Raw genomic sequence first — 26,613 nt, 5'->3', positions numbered from 1 at the left:
TCGAATTGCGCCGATAGCGACTTGTCGCGGGTCACCGCAGTCCAGCCATCGCCAAGCACCTTGGCCCAGGGTTTGCCCGCATTGATCATCGGTTCGATGGTGAAGAACATGCCGGGCTTCAGCTCCGGCCCCGTGCCCGCCTTGGCCGCATGGATCACTTCAGGCGCGTCGTGGAACAGGCGGCCCAGCCCGTGGCCGCAGAACTCGCGCACCACGCCATAGCGAAACTGCTTTGCGTGCGCTTCGATCGCTGCGCCGATATCGCCCAGCCGCGCGCCGGGCTTGCCCGCCGCTTCGATCCCCAGCATCAGGCATTCATAGGTCACATCGACCAGCCGTTTCGCCTTGAGCGGCGGCTCGCCGGCAAAGAACATGCGGCTGCTATCGCCGTGCCAGCCGTCAAGCAGCGGGGTCACGTCGACGTTGACGATATCGCCTTCCTTCAGCGTCTTCTCGCTGGGAATGCCGTGGCAAACCACGTGGTTGATGGAGATGCAGCAGCTATGCGCATATCCGCGATAGCCGAGCGTAGCCGGCACCGCGCCTCCATCGAGCGTCATCTGCCGCACGGCATCATCGATGCTGGCGGTTGTAACACCCGGTTTCACAAGGTTGGTGACCTCGTCGAGAATTTCGGCGGCAAGACGGCCCGCCTTGCGCATGCCTTCGAAGCCTTCTGGCCCATGCAGCTTGATGGTGCCGTCACGATAGACGGTCTGATCGCCTTCGACTGTTTGATACTGGTTCATAGGCGCCCATGTAGCGTCGAAGCCGCCAAAATGCGAGCGCTCAGCGCATCACGCTGAAAGCTGCGGCATATTCGGGCTTAACCGCAGCGAGCACGGCGGCGTCTACCGGCACGGTGATGTCGTAGCTCCCTTCGGCATAGGAACCGGCGACATAGGGATCGGCGATCAGCCCGATGCGGTTGAATGTCTTGCCGTTGGAAGAGCCGAGCAGCACTGTCAGCTCGCCCACCTTGGGGCATTCGGAGAATATCCCACTGCCCTCGCCGGCGCGATCGCCAAGACGCTTGGCGCGTTCCTTGTCGAGTGCGGCGCAATAGCGTTGCTGCACCGCCTGCATGAATGAGTCAGGCGCCACAAAGAACTCGATCGGTTTCAACTCCTGTCCTGCCTCGCGATCCCATACCAGCGACGTCGATCCGTGGTTGGGATGCGCACCGCCGGTGTAGGTGTAGATCGCAGCCGACAGGCTCAGGAAACGCGGCGTATCGGCCACCACCAGCCATTCGGTTCCTTCGGCATAGGGGTGATAGGGGAAGTCCATCTCCTTGGCGTCGGCCTGCGCTTCACGCGCTTCGGCCATGAGCTTGCTTCTGTTGGTCTCGAGCACCTTGTCGAACTTCGCCTTCAGTTCGGGAATTGCAGCGGCCTGCGCCGGATAGGCGAAATCGAAACTGTAGAGATCGGTCTTCTCGCTGACCTTGACCCCTTCCTGCGTAGACGCTGCGACCGCGGTGGCGCTGCTTTCTGCAGGAGCATCGCCGGTCACAATTGCCTTGGCGTTTGCGCCCGTTGCTTCATCGCTATCCGCAGCGGACGAACAGGCACCAACGGCAAGCATTGCAAGGCAGAGGATCATTCTGGAGGGCAAGGTCATTCTCCTGGTGACATGCCGCCGGGCGCGGCTATTGGGATATCTATGACTGACCTGACCGATCTGATCCAGCCCGATCGCGGGCAAGACGCGACCACTATCCACCTGATCGACCGCGACGGGTTCGAAAGCTGGGCAAAGGCGCTTTCCAATGGGCAACGCGCAGCGCTGGCCGCTCAGAAGTTTGAAGGTGGCGGCTACCAGATCGGTATCGTGCCCGATGGCGATGGCTGGTTTGCGGTAGGCGGCGTGGCCGATCCGGACGAACTATCGAGCTGGTGTCTCGCCAAGCTGGCCGAAGAACTGCCCGAAGGCACCTATCGCCTGGCCAAGGGCGATGCCGGTGCTGCGATGTATGGCTGGATGACCGCGCAATATCGCTTCGACCGCTATCGCAAGGACGACAAGCCTGCCGGTCCGCGCGTGTTGCTGACCAAGCAGGTCAAGCAGATAGAGCCGATGCTGCAGGAAGCCAGCGCAGACTGCCTGGTGCGCGATCTGGTCAACACTCCTGCCGAGGACATGGGACCGGCGGCAATCGAAGCGGAGTGCGAGAAGCTGGCCAAGGAATTCGGCGCCAAGCTGAAGGTGAGCAAGGGCGACACGCTGGAGAAGGACTATCCCATGGTCCATGCGGTCGGCCGCGCTGCCGCGCGGACACATGCGCCGCGCCTGATTCATCTGGTCTGGGGTAAGGAGAAAGACCCCGTAATCGCCGTGGTCGGCAAGGGCGTGGCGTTCGATTCTGGCGGGCTCGACATCAAACCGGCCAGCGGAATGCTGCTGATGAAGAAGGACATGGGCGGCGCGGCCCATGCCATTGCGCTTGCCCGGCTGGTAATGCAGGCCGGCCTGCCGGTACGCCTGCACCTGCTGGTCCCGGCGGTCGAGAATGCGATCGCGGGCAATGCCTTCCGCCCCGGAGATGTCATTTCCTCTCGCAAGGGCCTGACGGTCGAGATCGGCAATACCGATGCCGAAGGGCGGCTGGTTCTGGGCGATGCGCTTGCCCGTGCGAGCGAGGAAGACCCGGAGTTCATCGTGGATTTCGCGACGCTCACCGGCGCGGCACGGGTCGCACTGGGGCCGGACCTGCCCGCTCTCATGACCCGGCGGGACGAAACCGCGCAGGACCTGATCGATGCTGGCCATGCGCATGACGACGAAGTCTGGCGGATGCCCTTGCCCGCCGCTTACGAGGAATGGCTCAAGTCCGATATCGCCGACACGAACAACACGCATAGTAACGGATTTGCGGGCGCAAGCGTGGCCGGTCTGTTCCTCGACAAGTTCGTCGGAGAGGACATCGACTGGGCCCATTTTGACACTTTCGCATGGCGCCCGGCACCCAAGCCAGGGCGGTCGAAAGGTGGCGCGGCCTATGGCCTGCGAGCAGCCTTCCACATGTTACGCGCGCGTTACGCTGGAAAATAAGACACCAGCGGCTAACTTGCCCGAAAGCGTTGCGGCGTATAAGCGCCCGCGAATCCAGTGCGGGCTCACCCGCACCAGCAAGGGGAAGCCGCCGAAGTGACCGGCAGTGCGACATATCAGGTTCCAGAAGGCCCGCTGTGCCTTGCGGGCCCGATCGCGCGTCCGGAGCCCGGCGCTCTGCCGCTGCGCGGGGACCTGGCGCATATCGCGCTGGCGGGCACACACCTGGCCGCTCATTATGTCGTGCCGGACATCCGGTCTGTCGGCGATGCCGCGGCGCCGCTTCTCCTCATGCCGCGCGATGACAGCGAGACTGTGACCACGCTGGACGCCGGAACCGAGCTTGAGGTGCTGGACATCGCCGGTGATTGGGTCTGGGGCTGCCTCGGCCCAAAAGGACCGGCGGGATACCTCAAATCCGATTGCCTCGCGCCCGTATCTGACCGATAGGCCCCGCATGACTATACGCGTCTTCATCGATGGTGCCGCGGGCACCACCGGGATCGAAATCCATGATCGGCTCGCCAGCCGCAATGAGTTCGAACTGATCGTGCTGGGCAATGCCGAGCGCAAGAGCGAAACTGCGCGGCGCGACGCGCTCCACACAGCCGATATCGCCATCCTGTGCCTGCCTGACGATGCCGCGCGCGAAGCGGTGGCGCTGGCCGAAGGATCCGACACGCGGATCATCGATGCCTCGTCGGCGCACCGCGTAGCCGATGGCTGGACCTATGGCTTTCCCGAACTGGTCGGGCGAGATGCGGTTGCGAATGCGGCGCGCGTTTCCAATCCCGGCTGCTACCCGACCGGCTTCCTGGCTCTGGTTGCCCCGCTGGTCCGCGCCGGCTTGCTCCCCGCAGACTGGCCTTACACATTCAATGCCGTTTCGGGCTATTCGGGGGGCGGCAAGGCGCTGATCGAACGGTTCGAAGCCAGCCCTGAAATCGCCTTCCGGGCCTATGGCCTTGGCATGGGGCACAAGCACCTTCCCGAAATGCAGAAATATGCCGGGCTGGTCCACGCCCCCGTCTTTTCGCCCAGCGTGATCCCGGCAATGCGCGGGATGGTGGGCGATGTCCCTTTGCCGCTGCAGGCCATGGGAGCGAAATCGAATCCGGCCGAACTGCAGGGCTGCCTCGCCGCCGCCTATGAGGACACGCCCTTCATCACCGTCCATCCATTGGCCGATGCCCCGACCGAGCTCTTGCTTGAACGGGATGCGCAGCCATGGGACGGGCTGGAGTTGTGGGTCTTTGCCGATAATGATGCGAGCCAGGTCCGGCTTGTCGCGCGGCTCGACAATCTGGGAAAAGGCGCCAGCGGCGCGGCGGTCCAAAGCCTCAATCTGATGTGCGGCTTGCCTGAAACCGCAGGCCTCAGGCTCGCCTGACTTCGAACCATTGCCTAAATTTTAAGCACTGGCAGTCCGTCTATTAGGCAGACGATCTGCCCGCGATCATTTCTTGCCCTGGCAGGCTTGCTTGCGAAACGCCTTTTCGTGCAAGGGCACTTCCTCTATCAGATCGTTTTCCACGCCTTGGCACGATTCTTGGATAAGAATTTGGAGCAAGAATCCGCCAGGGATTTGGTTCAGCCCACCGGCTTTGCCCCTAGTGAAACGCGCGAGGGGACAAGGCCGGTTCAACGTGCCGGGGGCCGTTAAGACGTGAAAAAGATCGAAGCGATCATCAAACCGTTCAAGCTCGACGAAGTGAAGGAAGCGCTGCATGAAATCGGCGTGTCGGGCATCACCGTGACGGAAGCCAAGGGTTTCGGTCGCCAGAAGGGCCATACCGAGCTCTATCGCGGCGCCGAATATGTCGTCGACTTCCTGCCCAAGGTGAAACTGGAAGTGGTGGTGAGCGATGCGATCGCCGAGCGTGTGGTCGAAGCGATCGCCGCCGCGGCACAGACCGGCCGCATTGGCGACGGCAAGATCTTCGTATCCACCATCGACAGCGCCCTGCGCATCCGCACGGGCGAAAAAGACGACGACGCAGTTTAACTGGGTGGTCCCGAACCGCACAGGCAAAGGGCCACAATCTTCTCAACCCTGCCCGAAAACGACGGGCGAATACAAAAAAGACTAGCTGGAGGCTGACTAATAATGAGCAAGGCGAAAGACGTCCTGAAACTGATCAAGGACAATGAGATCGAGTGGGTCGACCTCCGCTTTACCGACCCCAAGGGCAAGTGGCAGCACCTCACCATGTGCGCCGGCGTCATGGGCGAGGACGAGTTCGAAGACGGCCTGATGTTTGACGGCTCCTCGATCGCGGGCTGGAAGACGATCAACGAATCCGACATGATCCTGAAGCCCGATCTCGACGCGACCTGGATCGATCCGTTCAGCGCGACCCCGATGCTGATCGTGAATTGCGATATCGTGGAGCCTTCGACCGGCGACCTCTACAGCCGCGACCCGCGCTCGACTGCGAAGCGCGCCGAGGCCTTCCTGAAGAGCACCGGCATCGGCGACACAGTGTTCGTCGGCCCGGAAGCCGAGTTCTTCATGTTCGACGACGTCCGCTTCGAAGACGGCTATGCCGGATCGGGCTTCGCCGTGGACGATATCGAACTGCCGACCAACAGCGGCAAGGAATATGACGCCGGCAACATGGCGCACCGTCCGCGCGCCAAGGGCGGCTATTTCCCCGTCGCTCCGGTCGATAGCTGCATGGATATCCGCGGCGAAATGGTTGCGACCATGCTCGAAATGGGCCTGCCTTGCGACAAGCATCACCACGAAGTTGCCGCTGCTCAGCACGAACTGGGCCTGACCTTCGGCACGCTGGTGGAAACTGCCGACCGGATGCAGGTTTACAAATATGTCGTGCACCAGGTCGCCCATGCCTATGGCAAGACCGCGACCTTCATGCCCAAGCCGATCAAGGAAGATAACGGTTCCGGCATGCACACTCACATGTCGATCTGGGCCGATGGCAAGCCGACCTTCGCAGGCAATGAATATGCCGGCCTGTCGGAAAACTGCCTCTATTACATCGGCGGCGTGATCAAGCATGCCAAGGCGCTGAATGCCTTCACCAACCCGACCACCAACAGCTACAAGCGCCTGGTGCCGGGCTTCGAAGCCCCCGTGCTGCTGGCCTATTCGGCCCGCAACCGTTCGGCTTCGTGCCGCATCCCTTATGGTGCGGGCGACAAGGCGAAGCGCGTCGAGTTCCGCTTCCCCGATGCGATGGCCAACCCCTATCTCGCCTATTCGGCGCTGCTGATGGCGGGCCTCGACGGGATCCAGAACAAGATCCATCCGGGCGAAGCCATGGACAAGAACCTCTACGACCTGCCGCCGGCAGAGCTGGCCGAGGTTCCGACCGTCTGCGGCTCGCTGCGCGAAGCTCTCGAAGCGCTCGAAGCCGATCACGAGTTCCTGCTCAAGGGCGACGTGTTCTCGAAAGACCAGCTCGATGCCTATGCCGAACTCAAGTGGGAGGAAGTCCTCCGCACGGAGACGACCCCCTGCCCGGTCGAGTTCGACATGTATTACAGCATGTAATTTGATTGCGGCCCTCGGGCCGCAATCACGCCCTCAAGCAGCAAAGCGACAGGGCAACAAGATAGGGCCGCTCGGGAAACCGGGCGGCCTTCTTCGTATGTATGTCAGCTAACGACCCAATTGCGGACGTTGCAGGTCAACCCGGCCAGGAGTTATTGCGTCCGGATGCGCGACCTCCCCACATTCGATTTTTCCGTTGATGGCGCCCAACTATTCAAGGGCGCTCTAATGCCGTGCCTCGCCAACTTAGAGGCGGCGGTGGCAAACCTGCCGACCGACGAAGCTGGTGTCCGCATTAGCGGTGTTGATGCGCTGCGACCTCTGCTTGCTGCTGAAGGTTGCATTGGGTCAGTCGCCGCTTCAGTTCTGGGCATCCGAGCGAAGGCGGTGCGAGCAATCCTTTTCAATAAGTCACCGGAAACCAACTGGTCCCTTGCATGGCATCAGGACCGGACCATCTGTGTGAAGGAAAAGCGCGATGTGATGGGGTTCGGTCCGTGGACAGTGAAAAGCGGGTTGCTGCATGTCGCACCTCCATTCGACTTGCTTGGTCGCATGGTAACCTTGCGCGCCCACTTGGACGATGTGCCTGCTAGCAACGCGCCGCTGCTTATTGCTCCTGGCTCGCACAAACGTGGGCGAATATCGGTCGGCGAAGTTGATCAAGTGGTGCAAAACTGTGGCACCAAAGCGTGTTTAGCGGAAGCGGGGGACATCTGGCTCTATGCTACCCCGATCCTGCACGCGTCTGAGGCTGCAACTAAGCCAAGGGCTAGGCGCGTGTTGCAGGTAGATTTTGCTGCAGAACCGCTTCCCGATGGATTGGAGTGGCTGGGCGTCTAACGTCCGCTTTCCACCCCAATTTCAGCCGGTCGGCAATCGATCCATTAGCGGACATGGGGCGCAACTTCGAATAGATACGCAAGTTGTGCTTGGCCGTCCCAGTCCAAAGGAATAACCATCATCTTTCCTGACCATGCTGGCAGACGCGACGACCATCCCCGCCGATACTGCCGAAGCGACTCCAAGATTGTAAGAGGCGCACCACTTGCCGCCGGATCATCATCGAAGCCAGGCTCCCATTGGCAGCAGGGACAAATCCCGGTGCCGATTATTCCGCTTCGCTCATCATATGAGCTACCGTCAAAGTAGCCGGGAAAGCCGCAACAAGGGCATAGGAAGTTACCATCTTCGTCGCGTATGTTGTATTGACGAGCATCCTGCATGGGCTGGATTGATATCGAATGGAATGTCCGCTTTCCACCCACGTTCGGACATTACCCGCTTCCCCTAAAACCGCCACAGCCCGGCTACCTTACGTTCGTCTGCGCGGCAAGGCGGACCCGGAATCCATTTTCCTACTCGTCAAAGATCTGCCTAATTCCCCGGCCTCCCTTCCCCCAAAGCGAGGCCATCTCCCATGCAACGCAAAGCGATTTTCGACACCGTCCGCCAGATGATCGGGCGCGGGTTCAGCCAATCCGAAGTCGACACGCTCAACCGCGCGATCGACGCAGCCGAAAATTGCGATCAGGACAGTGTTCCATGTGTTCCATCGAGTAGGATTCCGCTGCGAGTTTCGCCCGTCGGTATCGCCCTGATCAAGCGCTTCGAAGGCTGCGCGCGGCTGCGACCGGACGGATTGATCGAAGCCTATCCTGATCCCGCAACGGGCAGCGAGCCCTGGACTATTGGCTGGGGCGCGACCGGGCCAGATATTCGCAAGGGCACAATGTGGACGCAGGAGGAATGCGACGCACGGCTTGAGCGGGATCTGGTTCGATACGCCGATGATGTCGCAAGGGCGATCAATGGCGCTCCCACCTCTCAAGCTCAGTTCGATGCACTAGTGAGCTTCCACTACAATACAGGGGCGATTGCGCGCGCCACGCTGACCCGCAAGCATGTCGCGGGCGATCATGCGGGTGCGACGGCGGAGTTCCTGCGCTGGAACAAGGCGAGCGGACGCGTGCTCAAAGGCCTGACCCGCCGCAGGCAAGCCGAAGCGCAGCTCTATGCCAGCACTCAGTAATCGCGGCGAACCTGCACGGTCACGGAATTGCGCCCGATGGTCGAAACCGAACCGAGCAGGGCCAGCCAACTTGTAATGCGGAATTCAAGTTCTGTTGCGCTGTAACCGCGCCCGTCGGTGACCAGTTCGACATAGAATTTGCGCCCGACATTCTTGCCCAGCGCAACGCCTGTCGCGCGGCCCAGCGCCGGATCGGCCTCCACGATCCGCAAGCGATCAAGACCGATGGCACTGCGCAGCTGGTTGATCGGGTCCATGCCCGATCCGCCCCTGAGGCTGGCGAGCGCGCTGCCCAATTGCAGGGCATCGGTCGCGGAAAGCGAGGTGATCGAACCGCCGAACAGCAGCCGCGAAAGGATTTCCTCTTCCGGCAGGGCGGGCTCGGAGGAGAAGGTGATTTGCGGTTCAAGCGCATTCCCGGTGACGCTGACGCTCACAGTCAGGCTGTCCTTGGTCGTCTCGGCCAGTATGTCGAGCTGCGGATCGATCGGGACATTCTCGTCGAAATCGATCTTTCCGCGAGTCAGGTCGAAACGGGTTCCGGCGAATGTGTAGTCCCCGCGCACAACTTCTGCCGAGCCGCCCATCCGCGGGTCGTCGGTCGTGCCGCGCAAAATGATATCGCCGCGCCATTCGCTGTTGAGCCCCATCCCGTCGACATCGATACCGCGCCTCGCCCGCGCATCGATGAGATAGCGCCAGCTACCCGTGCGTCGCGATACAGGCGCGATGTCGGCCGGAAGGTTGATCTCGCGCGTCGCGATATCGGGCAGGCTCGCCGCCTCCGCCGCGCTGCCCAGCGTCCAGCGTGCCTGGTTAACTTGCAGCCGCCCGGCGATGGTTCCGCCCACGCCGTTCGAAACGATCCGCAGTGGACCGGTTACCGTCGCAGAAAGACCGTTGGCCTCGATCAGCCTCGCATTGCTGGCCGCAGCGCGCAGATCCAGCCCGGGCCCACTGCCCGCCTCGATCCCCGAAAGATCGATCGTCCCGCTGCCGCGAACCTTGCCATCATTGGGTGCAGTGCCTTCAAAGCTCTGCAACCTGAGCAGCGAGCCGTCGAAATTCCCCCGCACGGTAATTTCGCGCAGATCGGTGCCGGAGAGCGAGCTTTGCAAACGCAGGCTCTCACTCGCAACGGACCCGCGCACGCGCGGTTCGAGCAAGGTTCCGCGCACATCCGCGGCCAACTCCACAGGCCCGGTCAGATCGAATGTCTCGATCGCGAGCAGCCGCCACAAGGCGTCCGCTCCGCCCTGGTAACGCAGCTGAGCGAACAGCGTGCCAGCTTGCAAACGATCGACCAGAGTGCCGTGCTCCGGCAGGCCGGTAATGCTTGCCTGGATACGCCCCAGCCGCGTCCCCTCGTCATCCAGTATGGCCCGCGCCTGCATCCGGTTCTGGCCCAGATCCGCCACCAGCGAGAGATCGAGCGGACGCGAAGTGAGGACCAGCCCAGACCGGCTGAGGCCATCCACCTTCAGTCGCGCCGAACCGGAGGGAGGAACGCCCGCTGCGTCCCGATATTCGATCGTGCCGGAAGCGGTGCCGCCAAGCCCAAGGTCCGCCCCGCCGACATCAAGCAACGAGAGCGGCATCGAGACAAGGCCAAGATCGAGGGCTGTCGCCCCGCCTCCGAACCTGCCCTCTGCCACCGCGCGACCTCGGCCATAGCGAATCTGCGAGCGCGAAAGCTGCCAGCCGCCATCCTCTTGCCGGGTCAGAACCGCACGGCGCGGCATCCTGATCCTGCGCCCGGCAAAATCGCCGCGCGCAATCAGCGCCATCCGGTCGCGGGCGAAGTCGCCGTCGAGCTGCAGGTTGAAGCGGCTGCCGCGCTGCCCGGCGATACGCGCAGAAATGTTGCCCTGCCCGTCGACCACATTCGCTTGAGCAGCCATCCGCCCCACGAACAGCCTGCCGTAACTGAGCCCTTCGGCGTCAAGCGTCCCTTCGATCCGGCTCGCGCCATCGTTCAAAAGCCCGGTCAGGTCGATATCGGCGCGCCCGAGCGCGATCCGTGTCTCGCCACCAAACGCGGCGTTGCGCGCAGCGAGATTGACGCCAAATCCCTGCCCGCCGTCCTGCGGCAGCAGAGCAATCGTACCGTCGAGCCCGCCGCCCTTCAGCGCGAGCGTGCCGCGCGCGGCTCCGTCGGCAAGTGTCAGCTGGCCGGAAATATCCGTCTTCCAGACCTGCAGCCGTTCGACCGCGAGTGCAGTCGGCCCCTGTTCAGGAGAGACGAGGCCCAGCACGCCCTCGAACGGCCCGAGCATCGACCCGCCTTCGGTTTCGATGCGGAAGCCCTGGTCGCTCGGGCTCAGCGCCACACGCACATCGGAAAGCCCCGCCGATGGCATGGGATCGGCGAAAACCAGCACCGCCCTGGGGCCCGTATCGTCGATCTCCGCCTCGGCGGTGAACTGGCCATATTGCGTATGCCTCCCTTCGCCGGAAAGCATCGTGCGCCCTTCGCTGACCTTGCCATCGAGCGTGAGCGTGAGCTTTTCAGCCTCGAGCGAAAACGCCTTGAAAGCGAGCGGCGAGCTTCCTCCCGCATCCACCCCGCCCTTGAACGCGATCTGCGGCCCGGCGAGATTGGCCAGCGTCGCATTGCTGACCTTGCCCACTCGGCCCGCGACATCGGCATGCAGCGTCCACGCCGTGCCCTGCCCCAGCTTGAACAGGATCTTCGCATTGGCATCGGCAGTGCCGATATTCTCCAGTGTGAGCGCACGGGCATTGACGGGTCCGGCCAGCGCATAGGCGCCATTCTCCGTGTCTCCGCGAAGCGCAAGGCGCGCAGAGAGACCGGGGAAAGTGAGCCGCAAATCGTCCGAAATGAGGCGCGACCCGCTATAGGTCAGGCGGCCTTCCAGCCTGCCATTCACCAGCTGCGGATCGATCCAGTCATTGCCCGTATCGACGCGCGCGCTGCGCATCTGCAAGGGAATGCTCCATTGCGATCCGTCGAAACTGGCGGTGCTGCGCTGTGTCAGATCGGCGGCGCGTATGTCGCCCGAAGCCAGCTCTGCAATTTCAATCTCATGATCTATCGCAAGATCGCGGAACTTCCCGTCGAGCGTCACATTGGCATGCGCGCCATTGAGTACGAAATCCTTCCCGAACAGTGCGGGGTCGGTAAGCCGCAAGGAGAGCCCGAAATCGTCGAAGCGGTTGTCCGCAAGGTCGATCGCGCCCATGCCCCCGCCCGCAAGCGACGCCCCCACGAAGCGCAGCTTTCCATCGAGCGTGCTGTTCTCAAGCCTACCCTCGGCAGAAATCGAGAGCTTGCCGCCCAGCGCGCGACCAGCGGCGCCGCCAAGTGCATCGAATGCGGCGACCTGGCCCAACAAGCCATAGGTCCCGGCGCGGTTTGTGACTTTGAACGATGCGAAGCGACGCCCGTCGCGCTGCACCAGCGCCCCGCCATTCCAATCCTTCCAGGTCCCGTCCCCTTCGACCCGCGCCGCATAGCCCGCGCTCGCGCCGGTCAGCCCTGCGATCACGCCGCCAGCGGGCGCGCGATAATCGAGCGCCATGTCGAACCGGTCGCCATCGGGTTCCGCGTCAATCAACAGCGCGAGCTTGTCTTCCCGCCCGAACTTGCCATCGGCCTTGAGCAGGACGCGCCCTTTCCGCACATCGGCGCGCGCGACCAGGTCAGCGCGCTGCGCATCGTCACCCACAATGCCAGGAGCGAGAGTGAGGTTCTCGATCTCGAAACGATCAACCCTGATGTCGAAATCGGGCAGGATCGGCGCATCGGGATCGCCGGGCAAAAGCTCGGGTATCCGGCTGAGCGTTCCGCGCCGCGCAACCAGCTCGCGCACATCAAGCCCCGCAGTCAACCAATGCAGCGGGCGCCAATCCAGACTCACCTCGGGCACGGTAAGGAATGGCCCCTTGGGATCGAGCAGCACGACGTCGTGCAGCACAGCCTTGCTGTAGATGTCTCCCTCGATCCGCCCGACCGTGAAACGCAGGCCCGATGCAGGAGCCACCTGCGCGATCTGATCGGCAATGAGACGCTTGCCAAAGGGACTATTGATGAAGACGAAGGCAAGCAGGAGTGGAGCGATGATTAGCGCCAATGCCCAGCCGATCCGCTTGGCCCAGCGCCGCTTGCGGCCGCTCGAGGCCGGCTCGGGCGCTTCCTGCTCCACAGTGTCGATGGCTTCTTCTTCCGCCATCAGAAGGTCTGCCCCAGGCCGACATAGACCACCACGCGGCTATCGAACAGCGGGTTACGATTAAGCGGCACGCCCACATCGACCCGGATCGGGCCGAAGCTGGTGTTGTAGCGCAGGCCCAATCCCGCGCCCCAATTGACGAAGCGGAAATCGGGCGTGGTCTTGAGCGATACCGTGCCCATATCGATGAATGGAACCAGCGAAACTGCCCCGTCCATCAGACCGGTATCTATGCGCGCCTCAAGCGAGAATTCGACCAGCGAGCGCCCCCCGGTCGGCTCCCCGAAATCGGTCCGGGGGCCGACTGCCTGGTAAGCATAGCCACGTACTGACCCTGCCCCGCCGGCATAGATCCGGCGCGACGGCGCGATCTGGAAGATTTCTGCACCCTGGATACTCGCGAGGCGCGTTCGCCCGGCAATGACCATGCCTTCATTCAACTGCTTGTAAATCGAGGCATCCAGCTGGTTGCGAAGATAGAATGTCTCGCTGCCTTGCGAACGCGAGACTTCCGGCGCCAGAAATGCCGTAACCCGGAAGCCTTTGGTCGGGTCAAGCAGGGAGTCGCTGGTATCGATCGTGGCGCGCCCGAACAGCGATCCGATGAGATATTCCTGACGCGGGCGCGGAATACCGCCGATCACCCGGTTGCGCTCGTCGGTGAAGAGAACCTCCGCCCCGACCGACCAGCTGAAGGGCTTCTGAAACAACAGATTTGACAACCGCTCGAATGCTCCACGCACAGCGACCGTGCGCGCATCGACCGCTTCGGTCTTCACATTGCTGGCATAGGCATCAACCGTCAGCAGCTGGTCGCGGCCGCGAAAATTATTTCGACGATAGGTAATGCCCGTAAGCTGCTCTCGCGTACCGGCGATCCCCCGGATCCTCAGCATGCCTTCAGGCGGGAAGAAGTTGCGGTCCTCCCAGCTCGCTTCCACCTTGAAACCATCTTCCGTGCCATAGCCAATCGCCCCGGCAATGCTGCGCGTCTTGGCCTTTTCCATGGTCACATCCAGCGCCACGACACCGGGCTTATCGCCTTCTGGCGGCGCGGTTTCGCGCGGAGTTACGGTGACAGACGAAACGAGCCCTGTTGCGACGATCGCACGTCGAAGATCCAGCTCCAGACTGCGTTGGTAGGTGTCGCCCATATCGAAGCGCGCGATCCGTTCCAGGTGCCTGTCTGAAAGGTATTTCGGAACGTTACTCGTCACTTCGCCAAAGGCATATTTCCCGCCCGGCTCGACCGGCATGGTCAAATCGCCTTCCGCGCGCGCGTGATCGACCAGCAGTTCAGGATCCTTGATCGCGGCAAAGGGATAGCCGCTCTCTCCCAGCGCTTCGTCGAGACCGAAGCGCCCCTGCACGATGCGGTCGCTCGACAGTGGATCTCCGCTCTCGATACCGACTGCGCCGCGCAAGGCATCATGGTCCGGTGCCGTGTCGAGCCCGCCCAGATCGATCGCCCCGAATGCATAGCGGTCGCCCGGCAGGATATCGAAGCGCACGCGCGGCGCAGGCTCGCTTCCATCGCGGCCCGGTCGCAAACCCGCTATCGAGCGGATGACCTGCGCGTTGTAATAGCCATAGATGCGTAGCAGGCGATTGAGCAAATCCTCATCGCTGCGCGCACGGGCCGCGAGTTGCGCGACATTGCCTTCGCCGCCGCCAAGCTCGCGAATGGTGGAGAAGGATCGGAAGCGGGCCAGAAACTCGTCGCGTTCGGGGAAGATGTCGCCATCCTCCGGAAATCCGATCACCAGCCTCTTGCCGACTTCGAATTCCTTGAGCGGCAGTTCCTCGGGCCCTTCAATTTCGGGCGCGTCTGCCAATGCTTCCTGTGCATCTCGGTCGCGCTCGATCCGCTCGGGTTCGGCTATCTGAAGATCGTCGGGCCAATCGAGCGTGATCGCCGGTGTGTCTGTTAGCGGAGAATCCGGCTGGAGGTCGGACTGCACCTGCCCGCCATCGCCCCCTTGAGCTGTCTGCGCTCTATCGGCGGCCCAATCGTCAGGATTTTCGACAGCCGAATCCGGAATCAGTTCTTCAAGTCGCTGCGGCGGGTCGCCTTGCTGGCCAGTGCTTTCTTGCGCTGCGAGCGCAAGCGATTGTGCGGCGAAAAGCCCGGTCAGCGTCAGTCCGGCAATAAGACGGGGAATGCGGCTAGCTCGTCTCGAATTGGGATTGCTGCCCATCCTTGTGCGCGCCGACGAGCGGCAATTCACGTCGCTTGGTGGCCTCGGCGATAAGCCCGTCCTGCTCGTCACTGGACATCCGCACCCAGCCATCGCGCGTGAGCTTCTCCAGCGGCCGATAACGCACCTTGTACTGCATCCGGGGCGACCCCTCGACCCAGTAACCAAGATAGACATAGGGAAGACCCTCTGCGGCGGATCGGCGGATATGGTCAAGGATGATATAGTTGCCAAGCCCCGAGCGCTCGGCGTGTTCCGGATCGTAGAAACTGTAGATCATCGACAGCCCGTCACCCTGGCGGTCGGTCAGGCATGCGCCGACCAAACGGCCCGGCTCGCCAGTCTCGGTGGGCTCGCGATACTCAATCACCATGCTCGACACGGGTGTATGCTCGACCATGTCGGCATAATCCATCTCGTCCATCGTCGCCATTCCGCCATCGGGGTGACGCACGCCGAGATATTTCAGCAGCAGTTCGAACTGCTCCTCGGTCGCCCAGGGGCGGCATTCGGTCGCGATCAGGTCGCTGTTGACCTTGAGATTGCGGCGCTGCGTAGAAGACGGCCTGAAATCGCCGGTCGCCACGCGAACCGAAACACAAGCCTGGCAATCGAGACAGCTGGGCCGGTAGGCGACCGTCTGGCTACGGCGAAATCCGATGCGGCCAAGCGCTTCGTTGAGCTGATCGGCATGCGCGCCTTTCAGCTCGGTAAACACCTTACGCTCGCTGCGCCCAGGCAGATATGGGCACGGCGCAGGGCTCGTTACGAAGAAGCGTGGGAAGCGTATCGGGGCCGTCACGGGTCTGAGCTGGTCCTTTCGCAGCGGGAATCGGGCAAGTGCGCGTTAAGGCAATGTTATGCCTTTTTGAGACCGGCGGTAAAAGACCCTTAACCATGAAACATGGTAAATATTGGATTACTTTGCACATTTGGACGGCGAGCGAGCGCCCGTGCGCGATCAGTTGAGCTCGACCGGGTTCACACGATAACCCTTGTCCTCGAGCGACTTAACCAATGCATCGAGCTGTTCCCGATCGCGTGCTTCACACTCGATATCGGTTATCAGCCCCTTGGCCGGCAGCGAGGTAAAAATGCGCTGATGGTAGATTTCGATGATGTTGACGTGGTGCCGGTCGAATTCGCGCATCACCTTGAACAGGGCGCCCGGGCGATCCTGCAGAGTGATCCGCAGCCGCGCCAGCCGCCCTTGCCGCGCCAGATCGCGCAGCAGCACATTGGCGAGCAGGCGCGTGTCGATATTGCCGCCGCACAGCACCAGACCGACCTTCTTGCCAGCAAAATGTTCGGGATTCGACAGCACTGCCGCAAGGCCGGCCGCGCCTGCGCCTTCAACCACGGTCTTCTCGATCTGGAGCAATAGAGAGACCGATTTCTCCAGCGCTTCCTCTTCCACGAGCATGATGTCGTCGACCAGCTCGGAAATGATCTGCGATGTGAACCGTCCCGGCGCCTTCACGGCAATGCCCTCGGCCAGCGTATCGCCGCCACATTCCATCTCGTCGCCCTTGATATGGGCATACATGGACGGGAAGAGCTGTGCCTGCACGCCCACCACCTCGATCGAGGGATTGAGCGCCTTGGCAGCAGTCGCCATGCCCGAGATGAGCCCGCCGCCACCGATGGGCGTAACCAGGCAATCGAGTTCGGGCACATCCTCCAGCATTTCGAGCGCGACCGTTCCCTGCCCCGCCGCGACCAGCGGATCGTCAAAGGGATGGACGAAGGTCAGGCCAAGCTGCTTTTCCATGCTGCGCGCATGTTCATAGGCTTCATCGAAAGTCTCGCCTTCCAGCACCACATTCCCGCCAACGCTTTCGGTCTGCATGACCTTGATCGTCGGTGTGGTGCGCGGCATCACGATCGTCACCGGAACGCCCAGTCGGCTGCCGTGGTAGGACAGCCCCTGGCTATGGTTGCCGGCCGAAGCCGCAATCACGCCGCGCTGTCTCTGCTCCTCGGTCAGGTGGAGCAGTGCGTTGAGCGCTCCGCGCTCCTTATAGGCGGCGGTGAACTGCAGGTTCTCGAATTTGAGCCAGATCTCGCACCCGGCAATGTCCGACAGCGTCTTCGAGCGCATCATCGGTGTACGCACGACGCTGCCTTCAATCCGCGCGGCTGCGGCGCGGATATCGTCGATCGTAAGCGCGTTGAGCGCTTCAGTGGAGCTGGCAAAGGCCGGTTTTGCAGTCATGGCTTGGCCCGACTAGGCGCTCGTCTTCCCTTCCGCAACGCGATTTCATTTGCAGCGGGACAATTTCACATTAACCCCGCGCAGCATGACCAATATCCAGACCCGGACATCGAGGGCTTTCGACTGGAGCCCAGCTATCTCCCGCCTCATTGCCAGAACTGTCGCGATTGCCGCTCTTGCGCTCGCCATGATCGCGCCGCCTGCCTTGGCCGACACGCTGGTGAACAACGTCCAGGGCGTGACTGTTTCCTCAGACGGCTCGATCAAGCGCTTCACCGGGCTTGTGATTGGCGAGGATGGAAAGATCCGCCAGGTTCTTGCGTCCGGCGACAAGCCTCCGCGCGATATCGATTACCAGGTGGACGGCAAGGGCCGCGTGATGCTGCCAGGCATGGTGGATTCGCATCTTCACGTGATGAACATCGGCTTCGGGGCGCTGACACTCGATCTTTCCGACACCACATCGCTTGAAGAAGCGCTCACCAGGATTGCCCGATTTGCAGCCGAAAACCCGGGGCGTCCGTGGATATTGGGCCGGGGCTGGAATCAGGAGAAGTGGGGCCTAGGCCGGTTTCCGACCGCCGCCGAACTCGACGCGGTCGTGTCGGACCGTCCGGTCTGGCTGGAACGGGTCGATGGCCATGCCGGCTGGGCCAACAGCATGGCGATCAGGCAAGCAAAATTGGGTGCAGACACGAAAGATCCTGCTGGCGGGCGGATCACCCGCAAGGCCGGATCGCGCGATCCTCAAGGCGTGTTCGTCGATGCGGCCATGCAGCTGATCGGCACGGTGGTACCCGCACCCCGTCCGGCAGACCGTGACCTCGCGTTCCGCAAGGCCCAGGCCTATCTGCTCGCGCATGGCATCACAGCGGTTGGCGACATGGGCATATCGCTGCACGACTGGCAAACCTATCGCCGGGCGGGCGACCTTGGGCAGCTCAAGGTCCGGATCATGGCCTATGCCGACAGTCTCGAGTCGATGGAACTGATCGCCGGCCCCGCACCAACACCATGGCTCTATGATGACCGGCTTCGACTGAATGGTATCAAGCTCTATCTGGATGGAGCGCTCGGTTCGCGCGGCGCATTATTGAAGACGCCCTATGCCGATGAGCCTGGCCAAACTGGCCTGGCACTACTTTCGCCGACGCAACTCAGAAACCTGATGAGCCGTGCCGCGCTCGAAAACTTCCAGGTCGCGATTCATGCCATTGGCGACCAGGCCAATGCCGAAGTCCTCAACGCCATCGATGAACTGAGCGAGAGTTACAAGGGAGACCGGCGCTGGCGCATCGAACATGCCCAGATCGTCGATCCTGCCGATATCGCCAAGTTCGGTCAGCACGGCATCATCGCCTCGATGCAACCCCTGCACCAGACATCCGACCGGTTGATGGCCGAAGCGCGGCTGGGGCCTGACCGGCTGGCAGGTGCCTATGCCTGGCGCAGCATAGCGGCGACGGGTTCGCCGCTTGCGTTCGGTTCGGACGCGCCGGTCGAACCGGCTGATGTGTTCGGCGGTCTGGCCGCAGCGATCAGCCGCACCGACGCCAATGGCGAACCTTTCGGTGGCTGGCTGCCACAGGAAGCGGTTTCGCGCGAAGCGGCGCTGGCCGCCTTTACCAGCAACGGTGCCTATGCCGGGTTCGGTGAAGGGCGTTTCGGTCGCCTGGAAGCTGGAGAGAGAGCCGACTTCATCCTGGTCGACCGCGATCCTCTGCTGGCGTCGCCGCGCGAGATGCGCATGATCGAAGTTCTCGAGACGTGGATCAACGGAGAGCGGGTCTTCACAAAGGGCAAATAGTCATTCTGGAGGCTTTGATCGTCCGGGCCTCTCGCCGGGCGACCATATCCAGTCGTTTACCGTCTCTTTACCTTGTGGCCCCAGTAATCAAGTCAGGCAATTTCGGTGTGGACATCGCCGCCCGCGATGTTATCGAGATTGCTCTGCATGGATGGGCCGGGATCGCGCTCAAAGGGAAGGCAGACTTTCCCGATCCGGAAATGCGGAGTGGTCGCAAGATAACTGGGCGGTCGCGTCACACGGAAAGATCTGCTTTCATGTCGTGGCGCATTCAGCACGGAGCGTCGCGGCAATTTTGCCACAGCGAACAAAAATGCGTTCAATTTCATGCGTTTTTGTTTGTGAGTTGAGGGTTTTAGACTTGAAGGGGCTTGTAAGGCTGGGGAAGCTCGTTTAATTACGACCCCGAATTACAAAGCCGAGATCTCATAGGAGACGAATCAATGAAGTTCCGTAAGATTGCTGCTGCCACTGCAGTAGTTTCCCTCGCCGCCTCTCCGGCAATTGCAGAAGCTGCTTTCAGCCGCACTGCTGCTCCTGTCGAAGGTGAAAGTGAAATTGGTGGCGGTTCGGGCATCCTGATCGCTATCCTGGCTGCTGCAGCCGTGATCGGCGGCATCATCATCGCTGCTGACGGTGGCGACGACGAACCCGTCAGCCCGTAAGCTGATCGGATACGAGTTTAGAAAGGGGCTCCTTCGCGGGGCCCCTTTTTTTGTCTGCTTTCCGGTCAAATGGGATGCAGGGAATGCGTGAATCTGAAAGCGGAAGAACTGCTAGCTCTCGGTCTTCGGCTGTGTAGCTTCTTCAGCTACAGCCTCGGTTCCATCAGTCTGGTCTTCCGTAGCTGTAGCCTCCTCCGCATTGTCCTTCTGCGGCGCCCCCCTTTCCTGCCAGCGCATCAGCAATAGCGATCCTTCGAACAGGATGAGCAAAGGCACGGCGAGGATAAGCTGAGATCCGGGATCAGGCGGCGTGACCACCGCGGCGACCGCCACCACTCCAACAATCACATAGCGGCGCGCGCCAGCCAGTTGCGCACGCGTAACAATGCCTGCCCGATTAAGCAGCAGGAGAAGCACCGGCAAAAGGAAGCTGATTCCGAAGGCGAGAATGAACTGCATCACCAGGCCGAGATAGTCGCCCGCCGTAGGCAGCGCCTCGATCTCGAGCCCGCCCGCACTACCTTCAAAGCCGAGGAACCAACGGAACGCCGTCGGCATTACCACGAAATAGGCCAGCGAAGCCCCGGCAGCGAACAGGATTGGCGTCGCTATCAGGAAGGGCAGGAACGCCTTCTTCTCTTTCGCATAGAGGCCCGGCGCGACAAAAGCCCAGAGCTGGTTCGCGATGATCGGGAAACTGACGAAGAACCCTGCGAACAGCGCGACCTTCAACTCCACGAAGAAGACTTCGTACAGCTTGGTGAAGATCAATTGCCCTTCACCGTCAGGAAATGCGCCTTTGAGCGGCTGGACCAGAAAACCGAGAATCGGATCGGCAAAATACAGGCACACCGCGAAACCGACCGCCAGCGCCAGCACGCAGCGAACGAGCCGGGTACGCAGCTCTACCAGATGATCGAGCAACGGCGCCTGCGTGTCATCGATATCGCTGAGCTTGAATGCCATGGCTGCGCCCTATTCCCCCGACACCGACTTGCCGAGTGGTAACTCGGGTTCGGAATCGGGCTTCGACTTATGCGGCGCGGGATCATCGGCGTCGGGATCGTGAGTCGTGGGCGCCACAGTCGCGGACCCGGCATCCGGGGCAGCGGCCGATTGTGGCTGCGGCGGCGGCCCTGTCATCAGATCACCACCATCGCTGCCCTCAGCCTCATCGACAACCTCACCGGCGGCCTCCCCTGTAGCCTCCCCGGTAGTCTCCGAAGTGCGCGCCATGATTTCCTCGTTCTGCGCCTTCCATTTCTTTTCCATTTCCTCAAGCTCGGCCTCGCGGATCATCGCGTCGATGCCGGTACGGAAATGGTTGGAGACGCGGCGCACCTTGCCGATCCAGCGGCCAGCCGTGCGCAAGGCCATAGGCATGTCCTTCGGGCCGATCGCGAGGATCGCCACAATTACGATCACCAGCAGTTCGCTGGCGCCGATATCGAACATGCCGGTTAACCTCTGAGGTCGGGAGGATCGGTGCGCGGCGCAGGCTGCGGTTCGGACGAAGCCTGATCGACGGTCGACGATTCGTTTACCCGTCCTTCGATCTGCGGAGCAGGCTTGGACGAAGTCTTGTCTTCTTCGGCCATGCCCTTCTTGAAGCTGCTGATACCCTTACCGAAATCGCCCATCATTTCGGAAATGCGCCCGCGCCCGAACAGCACGAGAATTACTAGGGCAATGATAATCAGCTGCCAGGGACCAAGGCTCATTGAAACTCTCTCAAAACTGCGACTGGGATCAATATAGGCTCACCGAAGCGCAAGCGCCAGTCAGGCGGACGAATCCGCGGAAAAATCGTACAATTCCTCTGATTCGAGTCCATCGCACTCGTCCTCGTCGTCATCTGCGCTGATCTCGTGTTCTTCGTCGGGCTGCATGGCCGCCTCAAGCGCATCGTCGACCGGATCGAGCAGGCCGGCGGCCCGCAGTTCGTCGATCCCGGGCAGGTCTCGGCGGCTGGAAAGGCCGAAATGCTCAAGGAACTCGGGGGTGGTTGCATAGATCACCGGGCGTCCGGGAACTTCGCGGCGGCCCGCCAGCTTGATCCAGCCTGCCTCCATCAGCACGTCGAGCGTACCCTTGGCGGTCTGTACCCCGCGAATCGATTCGATCTCGGCCCGGCTGACCGGCTCATGATAGGCAACGATCGCCAGCACTTCGGTGGCCGCCCGGCTGAGCCGGCGGACCTGTTCGCGCTCGCGGCGCAGCAAATGGGCGAGGTCGGGTGCCGTTTCGAAGTGCCAGCGCTTACCGCGCTCGACCAGGCAGATGCCGCGCTTGTCATACTGCCCAGCCAGCGCGCGCAATGCCTCTCGCACCACGGCATTTTCCAGCCCGCCGAGGTGCCCTGCAAGGGCCTCAACCGTCATCGGTTCTTCCGACGCAAACAGCGTAGCCTCGACCGCGCGCATGATTTCGTCTGGCTGTTCCGTCACTGCACGACTCTCCGGATACGCATGGCGCCGAATATCTCTTCCTGATCGATCTCGACCCGGCCCAGCCGCGTCAGTTCAAGCGCAGCCACGAAACTCGATGCCAGCGCCGATTTGCGTAGGCGCGGCTCCGCATGCGGCGGCAGGAAATCGCGCAAGTCCATCCAGTCGAGCGTGACACCGATCATGGCGGAGACGCGATCGAGCGCGCTCTCCAGCGTCATCACCGGACGATCCGAGACGTGGTAGATCTTGGGAGCTGTGCGCGCCTTGACCTGGCCATAGGCCTGCATCAGCGCGAAGCTGTCACATTTCCACTGGGTCTTGCGGTCGATCCGCAGGCCTTCGGGGGCGCCACGAACAAAAACATCACGCCCGATCCGGTCGCGCGCCATCAGCCGCGCTGCTGCCTCTCGCATAGCCCCCAGCCGCTGCAGACGCAGTTGCAGCCGCAGCGCCAATTCCTCGGGGCTTGGGTCTTCCTGCTCGTCCTTCGGGAGCAGCAGCGCCGATTTGAGATAGGCCAGCCACGCCGCCATCACGAGGTAATCGGCGGCCAGTTCCAGTCGCAGCGCCTCTGCGCGTTCGATATAGGTCAGGTACTGGTCGACCAGCGCCAGGATCGAGATCTGCCTCAGATCGACCTTCTGCCGCCGCGCCAGATCGAGCAGAAGGTCGAGCGGGCCTTCCCAGCCGTCAAGCTCAAGATAGAGCGCATTGTCCTCGCCCTTGTCAGTGGCGGGACCGGCCCAGCCTGCATCGTCCTCGGCTATCGGCGGCGCGTCGAACATGAGGCCGTCATCGGTCATGCTGCAACTCCCGCCAATGCCAGCAGCGCGTCTCGCTTGGCCAGCAGCTCGCCTATCTCGGCGCTCCCTCTGCGACCTTCTGTTCCGCTCAGCGCCCTTTCGAGCCGTTCGCCTGCCTTCACGGACATGGCGGGGAGTACATCGGCGATGCCTTCCATATCCACGAGCTTGCCCCAGCAATTGAGCACCACATCGCACCCCGCTGAAATGGCTCGCGCAGACCGCTCCGGGATCGTCCCGTCCAGCGCCTGCATGTCGATATCGTCTGTCAGCAACAGTCCGTCAAAACCGATGCGCGTGCGGATGATCTCCTGCACCACGAAAGGCGAAAGCGTCGCCGGATTCTCTGCATCCCAGGCGGTGAACAGCAGGTGCCCGGTCATACCGATTGGCGCATCCTTCAGCGACCGGAATGGTGCAAGGTCGATCTCGAGTTCTTCCTCGCTCGCGGTGACGCGCGGAAGGTCCTTGTGGCTATCGCACATGCTGCGTCCGTGGCCCGGCATGTGCTTGATGCAGCCAGTCACGCCGCCGCTTGCCAGACCGTCTAGAATTGCACGGCCGATTGCCGCGACCTGCTGAGGATCGCTGCCCAGCGCGCGGTCGCCGATCACATCATTGGCCCCCGGCTGGCGCACATCGAGCGGCGGGTGAAAGTCCACAGTGATGCCCATTTCGGACAGTTCCAGCGCCATGCCGTGCGCATTGGCGCGCGCCGCTTCAATCGCGCTTGCCGGAGCGAGCCGGTAAAGCACATCGAAAGCCTCGCCTGCCGGATAGGAACACCAGTGCGGCGGCTTCATCCGTTGGACGCGCCCACCCTCCTGGTCGATCGAAACAAACAGGCGATCCCGCCCGTGGATCGCACGCAAATCCTCGGTCAGGCGGAGCAATTGATCCGGATCGACGCAGTTGCGCGCAAACAGGATATAGCCCGCCGGATCGGCCTCCCTGAAGAAGGCGCGCTCATCCGCCGTAAGCTCAGGCCCGGCAATACCGAAAATGGCAGGCGTCATGTCGGAAAAACTCGCAGCAAAGCCCTGAAACGGCAAGTTCCCGCAAGGTTAACGTGGGGGAAAACGACGCATTTCCGCGCTATTCCGAGCTCTTGCGGCAGATCAGCGCTTTACCTGGCAGGCAAGGCCATCGGCCTTGAGCGCGTTGCAGAGCGCCTTTGCCGCCGTGACGTCACCGGCGACCGCCTGCAGTCGGTAAACCGTGCCGATATCGGCCTGCCCCTTCACGACCCTGTGGCGCACGCCGTTTAGGGCCGTGGTCTGCCGTGTCAGAGTGGACCAGCCTGTCTCGGCGTCCGCGCGATTGCTGTAGGCACCGACCTGGACGCCCACCCCGTCAGTCGAGACGACCTTGTCCGCAGTCGTGCGGGTGCTGATCGAAGGGCCGGGTGCCGGTTCGGGCTTTGTATCCTTGATCTTCCCGTCGCGCGTCTGCCCCTCGCCCACAGCAGGAGCTATATCGCCTGTACCGGCAAACTGCTTGCCACCTGGATCTTCAGGCTTTTCCTTATAGGGACCGGCGGGTGCCTCGATCGTGCTGCCATCGGCAACGGCGGCATCACCCATGCCCCGTTTCGACCACAGCCATATCCCACCGACCACAGCTGCAGTCAGCACCAGCAGGATCATGGCGAAACCCGCGATCTGGGCTGTATCGAACCCGCCTTCTTCCTCATACTCGTCCGATTCGAGCCAAGGCAGGCTTTCGTCCTCGCTCAGCGCGAGTTCGGCTTCCTGTTCGCTACCTTCCATGTCACTTCCCCTTGCCCGAGCGCATCAATGAAGCCCGGCGGATCACATGCTTTCTACGGCTTCCACACCTAGAACGCGTAAGCCGTTTCTAATAACTTGCCCTAACTGAAGCCCGAGAAAAAGCCTCGCACCAGTCAATTCGGCATCCTGTGCCACGATGAAGCGCTTCTGCACCTCGTCATTCCCCAGGTTCCAATAGGTGTGGAAGGCCGATGCAAGGTCGTGGAGATAGAAGGCGATCCGGTGCGGCTCGCGTGCCTGCGCGGCTGCTTCGACCTGCCGCGGGAATTGCGCAGCCAGCTTGACCAGTTCGAGTTCCTCATCGCCCAACAAGTCGAGCCGATCGGGCGAAGGGCCAAAGCCTTCATCCGCCCCCTTTCGCAAGGTCGAGCAGATCCGCGCATGGGCATATTGCACATAGAAAACCGGGTTTTCCTTGCTCGCTTCGACCACCTTGGCGAAGTCGAACTCCATCTGCGCTTCGGGCTTGCGGGTCAGCATGGTGAAACGAACCACGTCCTTGCCCACTTCGCGCACGACATCGGCCAGCGTCACGAAAGTGCCCGAACGCTTCGACATCTTGACCGGTTCGCCGCCGCGCATCAGCTGAACCATCTGGACCAGCTTGACGTCGAATGGAATCGAGCGGCCTTCACCTTCGCTGAGAGCCGCGACCGCTGCCTTGATCCGCTTGACCGTGCCGGCATGGTCCGCGCCCCAGATATCGATCAGCTCGTCTGCACTCTCGGCCTTCTGCATGTGGTAGGCGAGGTCAGCACCGAAATAGGTCCAGCTGCCGTCAGACTTCCTGATCGGCCGGTCCTGATCGTCGCCGAACTTGGTCGAGCGGAACAGCGGCAGTTCGACCGGCTCCCAATCTTCGGGCGCCTTGCCCTTGGGCGCTTCCAGCATGCCGTCGAACACCAGATCGTGCTGGCGCATCCAGGCCTCCGCCTCGTCGGGCTTGCCTGCTGCGTGGAGCGCGGCTTCGGACGAGAAAAGGTCGTGATGGATGCCGAGCAGGGCCAGATCGGCCTTGATCAGCTCCATCATCTGCTCGACTGCTTCAGCACGGAAGATCGCCAGCCATTCCTCTTCCGGTTCGTCCTTGAACCGGTCGCCCAACTCGCTGGCGAGATATTTGCCGACAGGAATCAGATAATCGCCGGGATAGAGCCCTTCGGGGATCTCGCCCACGTCTTCGCCCAGCGCTTCGCGGTAGCGCAAATGTGCCGACCGCGCGAGGACATCGACCTGGCCGCCAGCATCGTTGATATAGTATTCGCGGGTTACGGTGTGCCCGGCATATTCTAGCAGGCTAGCCAGCGCATCGCCCACCACCGCGCCGCGGCAATGGCCCATATGCATGGGGCCCGTCGGGTTGGCAGAAACATATTCCACGTTAACGCGCTTGCCAGCACCCACGTCCGAGCGGCCATAATCGTCGCCTTGCGCAGCGATGGCGGAAATCTCGTCCAGCCAGGCAGCGCGGTCGAGCCGGAGGTTGATGAAGCCTGGACCGGCAATCTCCGCACTGGCGATGGCGGGATCGGCCTCCAATCTGTCGACGATCTTGCCCGCCAGCTCGCGCGGATTGGTCTTCGCCTGCTTGGCCAGCACCATCGCGGCGTTGGTGGCGAGATCGCCATGGCTGGGATCGCGCGGCGGTTCGACCGTGACATTGTGACGCGGTGTATTGGCAGGCAATTCGCCTTCCGCCTCAAGCGCCATGAGCACGGCATCAATCTTCTGCGCATAGGCAGCGTAAATGGTCTGCGACTGTGACATAGGCGCGCGGTTAGCCGACTTGCGAAAAATCGCAAGCTTTGGCGGGATCGATAGCAGTCTTAGGCTGTATCGACATTCAGAGGTTGATGTGACGAAATTGGTGGATTTGCGTGATCCGGCGC

Annotated in this window: 24 protein-coding genes; 9 read left to right on the top strand and 15 right to left on the bottom strand. The window is 62.0% G+C overall.

Annotation, left to right across the window (positions count from 1 at the left end; all coding sequences use genetic code 11):
* Positions 1 to 749: type I methionyl aminopeptidase (map, locus tag ACQY6C_RS12515; RefSeq protein ID WP_427969221.1), on the bottom strand; the 749-nt coding region annotated here is incomplete at its 3' end.
* Positions 750 to 789: 40 nt separating this feature from the next.
* Positions 790 to 1,605: a DUF4163 domain-containing protein gene (locus ACQY6C_RS12510; protein ID WP_427969219.1), complete on the bottom strand. Its 816-nt coding sequence runs from the start codon at positions 1,603 to 1,605 to the stop codon at positions 790 to 792.
* A 60-nt stretch (positions 1,606 to 1,665) separates the two neighbouring features.
* Here ACQY6C_RS12510 and ACQY6C_RS12505 point away from each other — a divergent pair, with 60 nt between their 5' ends.
* The 7 genes from ACQY6C_RS12505 (at position 1,666) to ACQY6C_RS12475 (ending at position 8,603) form a co-directional block, all read left to right on the top strand.
* Positions 1,666 to 3,054 (top strand): leucyl aminopeptidase family protein, encoded by a 1,389-nt coding sequence (locus tag ACQY6C_RS12505; RefSeq protein WP_427969217.1) that lies wholly within the window; start codon positions 1,666 to 1,668, stop codon positions 3,052 to 3,054.
* 96 nt (positions 3,055 to 3,150) lie between these two features.
* The gene (locus ACQY6C_RS12500) at positions 3,151 to 3,504 is read left to right on the top strand and encodes a hypothetical protein (protein ID WP_427969215.1); all 354 of its coding nucleotides are present in this window, start codon (positions 3,151 to 3,153) and stop codon (positions 3,502 to 3,504) included.
* Between the two features lie 7 nt (positions 3,505 to 3,511).
* Positions 3,512 to 4,444: an N-acetyl-gamma-glutamyl-phosphate reductase gene (argC, locus tag ACQY6C_RS12495; protein ID WP_427969213.1), complete on the top strand. Its 933-nt coding sequence runs from the start codon at positions 3,512 to 3,514 to the stop codon at positions 4,442 to 4,444.
* Between the two features lie 276 nt (positions 4,445 to 4,720).
* Positions 4,721 to 5,059, top strand: a complete 339-nt coding sequence (locus ACQY6C_RS12490; RefSeq protein ID WP_427969211.1) for a P-II family nitrogen regulator — start codon at positions 4,721 to 4,723, stop codon at positions 5,057 to 5,059.
* Between the two features lie 102 nt (positions 5,060 to 5,161).
* Complete coding sequence (gene glnA, locus ACQY6C_RS12485; protein ID WP_427969209.1) at positions 5,162 to 6,571, top strand: type I glutamate--ammonia ligase; 1,410 nt, start codon at positions 5,162 to 5,164, stop codon at positions 6,569 to 6,571.
* Positions 6,572 to 6,736: 165 nt separating this feature from the next.
* Entirely contained in the window at positions 6,737 to 7,414 is a 678-nt protein-coding gene (locus ACQY6C_RS12480) for a phytanoyl-CoA dioxygenase family protein (RefSeq protein WP_427969207.1), read from the top strand.
* A 577-nt stretch (positions 7,415 to 7,991) separates the two neighbouring features.
* The gene (locus tag ACQY6C_RS12475) at positions 7,992 to 8,603 is read left to right on the top strand and encodes a lysozyme (RefSeq protein ID WP_427969205.1); all 612 of its coding nucleotides are present in this window, start codon (positions 7,992 to 7,994) and stop codon (positions 8,601 to 8,603) included.
* On the opposite strand, the gene ACQY6C_RS12470 is transcribed toward ACQY6C_RS12475, so the two are convergent.
* The 4 genes from ACQY6C_RS12470 to ACQY6C_RS12455 all read right to left on the bottom strand — a co-directional run bounded on the left by ACQY6C_RS12470 (position 8,597) and on the right by ACQY6C_RS12455 (position 17,209).
* Positions 8,597 to 12,796, bottom strand: coding sequence for a translocation/assembly module TamB domain-containing protein (locus ACQY6C_RS12470; protein ID WP_427969203.1), 4,200 nt, complete (start codon positions 12,794 to 12,796; stop codon positions 8,597 to 8,599). The two genes, ACQY6C_RS12475 and ACQY6C_RS12470, sit on opposite strands and share 7 nt — an antisense overlap.
* The gene (locus ACQY6C_RS12465; protein ID WP_427969201.1) at positions 12,796 to 14,994 is read right to left on the bottom strand and encodes an autotransporter assembly complex protein TamA; all 2,199 of its coding nucleotides are present in this window, start codon (positions 14,992 to 14,994) and stop codon (positions 12,796 to 12,798) included. Before ACQY6C_RS12465 ends, ACQY6C_RS12470 begins: the two co-directional genes overlap by 1 nt.
* A complete protein-coding gene (locus ACQY6C_RS12460) occupies positions 14,963 to 15,796 on the bottom strand; it encodes an arginyltransferase (RefSeq protein ID WP_427969199.1) in 834 nt (277 codons plus the stop codon). Before ACQY6C_RS12460 ends, ACQY6C_RS12465 begins: the two co-directional genes overlap by 32 nt.
* 159 nt (positions 15,797 to 15,955) lie before the next feature.
* A complete protein-coding gene (locus ACQY6C_RS12455; RefSeq protein WP_427969197.1) occupies positions 15,956 to 17,209 on the bottom strand; it encodes a threonine ammonia-lyase in 1,254 nt (417 codons plus the stop codon).
* 187 nt (positions 17,210 to 17,396) lie between these two features.
* Between ACQY6C_RS12455 and ACQY6C_RS12450 the strand changes: the two genes are divergently transcribed.
* A complete protein-coding gene (locus tag ACQY6C_RS12450; RefSeq protein WP_427969227.1) occupies positions 17,397 to 19,016 on the top strand; it encodes an amidohydrolase in 1,620 nt (539 codons plus the stop codon).
* 92 nt (positions 19,017 to 19,108) lie between these two features.
* Here ACQY6C_RS12450 and ACQY6C_RS12445 read toward each other — a convergent pair whose 3' ends face one another.
* Positions 19,109 to 19,255, bottom strand: coding sequence for a hypothetical protein (locus ACQY6C_RS12445; RefSeq protein ID WP_427969195.1), 147 nt, complete (start codon positions 19,253 to 19,255; stop codon positions 19,109 to 19,111).
* Between the two features lie 204 nt (positions 19,256 to 19,459).
* On the opposite strand from ACQY6C_RS12445, the gene ACQY6C_RS12440 reads away from it, so the two are divergent.
* Entirely contained in the window at positions 19,460 to 19,681 is a 222-nt protein-coding gene (locus ACQY6C_RS12440) for a hypothetical protein (RefSeq protein ID WP_427969193.1), read from the top strand.
* 111 nt (positions 19,682 to 19,792) lie between these two features.
* On the opposite strand, the gene tatC is transcribed toward ACQY6C_RS12440, so the two are convergent.
* The 8 genes from tatC to argS all read right to left on the bottom strand — a co-directional run bounded on the left by tatC (position 19,793) and on the right by argS (position 26,491).
* Positions 19,793 to 20,647, bottom strand: coding sequence for a twin-arginine translocase subunit TatC (tatC, locus tag ACQY6C_RS12435; protein ID WP_427969191.1), 855 nt, complete (start codon positions 20,645 to 20,647; stop codon positions 19,793 to 19,795).
* Positions 20,648 to 20,656: 9 nt separating this feature from the next.
* Entirely contained in the window at positions 20,657 to 21,136 is a 480-nt protein-coding gene (gene tatB / locus ACQY6C_RS12430; RefSeq protein ID WP_427969189.1) for a Sec-independent protein translocase protein TatB, read from the bottom strand.
* A gap of 5 nt (positions 21,137 to 21,141) precedes the next feature.
* On the bottom strand, positions 21,142 to 21,402 hold the full coding sequence (gene tatA, locus ACQY6C_RS12425) for a twin-arginine translocase TatA/TatE family subunit (protein ID WP_427969187.1): 261 nt from the start codon (positions 21,400 to 21,402) through the stop codon (positions 21,142 to 21,144).
* Between the two features lie 60 nt (positions 21,403 to 21,462).
* On the bottom strand, positions 21,463 to 22,104 hold the full coding sequence (gene scpB, locus ACQY6C_RS12420) for an SMC-Scp complex subunit ScpB (protein ID WP_427969225.1): 642 nt from the start codon (positions 22,102 to 22,104) through the stop codon (positions 21,463 to 21,465).
* Positions 22,105 to 22,124: 20 nt separating this feature from the next.
* Positions 22,125 to 22,934, bottom strand: coding sequence for a segregation and condensation protein A (locus tag ACQY6C_RS12415; RefSeq protein WP_427969185.1), 810 nt, complete (start codon positions 22,932 to 22,934; stop codon positions 22,125 to 22,127).
* Positions 22,931 to 23,950, bottom strand: coding sequence for a beta-N-acetylhexosaminidase (gene nagZ / locus ACQY6C_RS12410; protein ID WP_427969183.1), 1,020 nt, complete (start codon positions 23,948 to 23,950; stop codon positions 22,931 to 22,933). Before nagZ ends, ACQY6C_RS12415 begins: the two co-directional genes overlap by 4 nt.
* A 102-nt stretch (positions 23,951 to 24,052) precedes the next feature.
* The gene (locus tag ACQY6C_RS12405) at positions 24,053 to 24,703 is read right to left on the bottom strand and encodes an SPOR domain-containing protein (protein ID WP_427969181.1); all 651 of its coding nucleotides are present in this window, start codon (positions 24,701 to 24,703) and stop codon (positions 24,053 to 24,055) included.
* A gap of 42 nt (positions 24,704 to 24,745) precedes the next feature.
* Positions 24,746 to 26,491 carry an arginine--tRNA ligase gene (gene argS / locus ACQY6C_RS12400; protein WP_427969179.1) on the bottom strand — a complete coding sequence of 582 codons (1,746 nt, stop codon included), beginning with the start codon at positions 26,489 to 26,491 and terminating at the stop codon, positions 24,746 to 24,748.
* Positions 26,492 to 26,613: the final 122 nt, after the last annotated feature.

The organism is Altererythrobacter sp. (genome assembly GCF_050299635.1).
In the GTDB taxonomy this organism is placed as follows: Bacteria; Pseudomonadota; Alphaproteobacteria; order Sphingomonadales; family Sphingomonadaceae; genus Erythrobacter.
Note: the sequence above shows the minus strand (reverse complement) of the source record. Positions and strands in the feature narration are given on the sequence as shown.

Excerpts from the sequence above, each read along its gene's own strand:
- ACQY6C_RS12510 (WP_427969219.1), bottom strand. The coding sequence starts at position 1,605 with ATGATCCTCTGCCTTGCAATGCTTGCCGTTGGTGCCTGTTCGTCCGCT.
- ACQY6C_RS12505 (WP_427969217.1), top strand. The coding sequence starts at position 1,666 with ATGACTGACCTGACCGATCTGATCCAGCCCGATCGCGGGCAAGACGCG.
- argC (WP_427969213.1), top strand. The coding sequence starts at position 3,512 with ATGACTATACGCGTCTTCATCGATGGTGCCGCGGGCACCACCGGGATC.
- glnA (WP_427969209.1), top strand. The coding sequence starts at position 5,162 with ATGAGCAAGGCGAAAGACGTCCTGAAACTGATCAAGGACAATGAGATC.
- ACQY6C_RS12480 (WP_427969207.1), top strand. The coding sequence starts at position 6,737 with ATGCGCGACCTCCCCACATTCGATTTTTCCGTTGATGGCGCCCAACTA.
- ACQY6C_RS12475 (WP_427969205.1), top strand. The coding sequence starts at position 7,992 with ATGCAACGCAAAGCGATTTTCGACACCGTCCGCCAGATGATCGGGCGC.
- ACQY6C_RS12470 (WP_427969203.1), bottom strand. The coding sequence starts at position 12,796 with ATGGCGGAAGAAGAAGCCATCGACACTGTGGAGCAGGAAGCGCCCGAG.
- ACQY6C_RS12465 (WP_427969201.1), bottom strand. The coding sequence starts at position 14,994 with ATGGGCAGCAATCCCAATTCGAGACGAGCTAGCCGCATTCCCCGTCTT.
- ACQY6C_RS12455 (WP_427969197.1), bottom strand. The coding sequence starts at position 17,209 with ATGACTGCAAAACCGGCCTTTGCCAGCTCCACTGAAGCGCTCAACGCG.
- ACQY6C_RS12450 (WP_427969227.1), top strand. The coding sequence starts at position 17,397 with ATGATCGCGCCGCCTGCCTTGGCCGACACGCTGGTGAACAACGTCCAG.
- ACQY6C_RS12440 (WP_427969193.1), top strand. The coding sequence starts at position 19,460 with ATGAAGTTCCGTAAGATTGCTGCTGCCACTGCAGTAGTTTCCCTCGCC.
- tatC (WP_427969191.1), bottom strand. The coding sequence starts at position 20,647 with ATGGCATTCAAGCTCAGCGATATCGATGACACGCAGGCGCCGTTGCTC.
- tatB (WP_427969189.1), bottom strand. The coding sequence starts at position 21,136 with ATGTTCGATATCGGCGCCAGCGAACTGCTGGTGATCGTAATTGTGGCG.
- tatA (WP_427969187.1), bottom strand. The coding sequence starts at position 21,402 with ATGAGCCTTGGTCCCTGGCAGCTGATTATCATTGCCCTAGTAATTCTC.
- scpB (WP_427969225.1), bottom strand. The coding sequence starts at position 22,104 with ATGCGCGCGGTCGAGGCTACGCTGTTTGCGTCGGAAGAACCGATGACG.
- ACQY6C_RS12415 (WP_427969185.1), bottom strand. The coding sequence starts at position 22,934 with ATGACCGATGACGGCCTCATGTTCGACGCGCCGCCGATAGCCGAGGAC.
- nagZ (WP_427969183.1), bottom strand. The coding sequence starts at position 23,950 with ATGACGCCTGCCATTTTCGGTATTGCCGGGCCTGAGCTTACGGCGGAT.
- ACQY6C_RS12405 (WP_427969181.1), bottom strand. The coding sequence starts at position 24,703 with ATGGAAGGTAGCGAACAGGAAGCCGAACTCGCGCTGAGCGAGGACGAA.
- argS (WP_427969179.1), bottom strand. The coding sequence starts at position 26,491 with ATGTCACAGTCGCAGACCATTTACGCTGCCTATGCGCAGAAGATTGAT.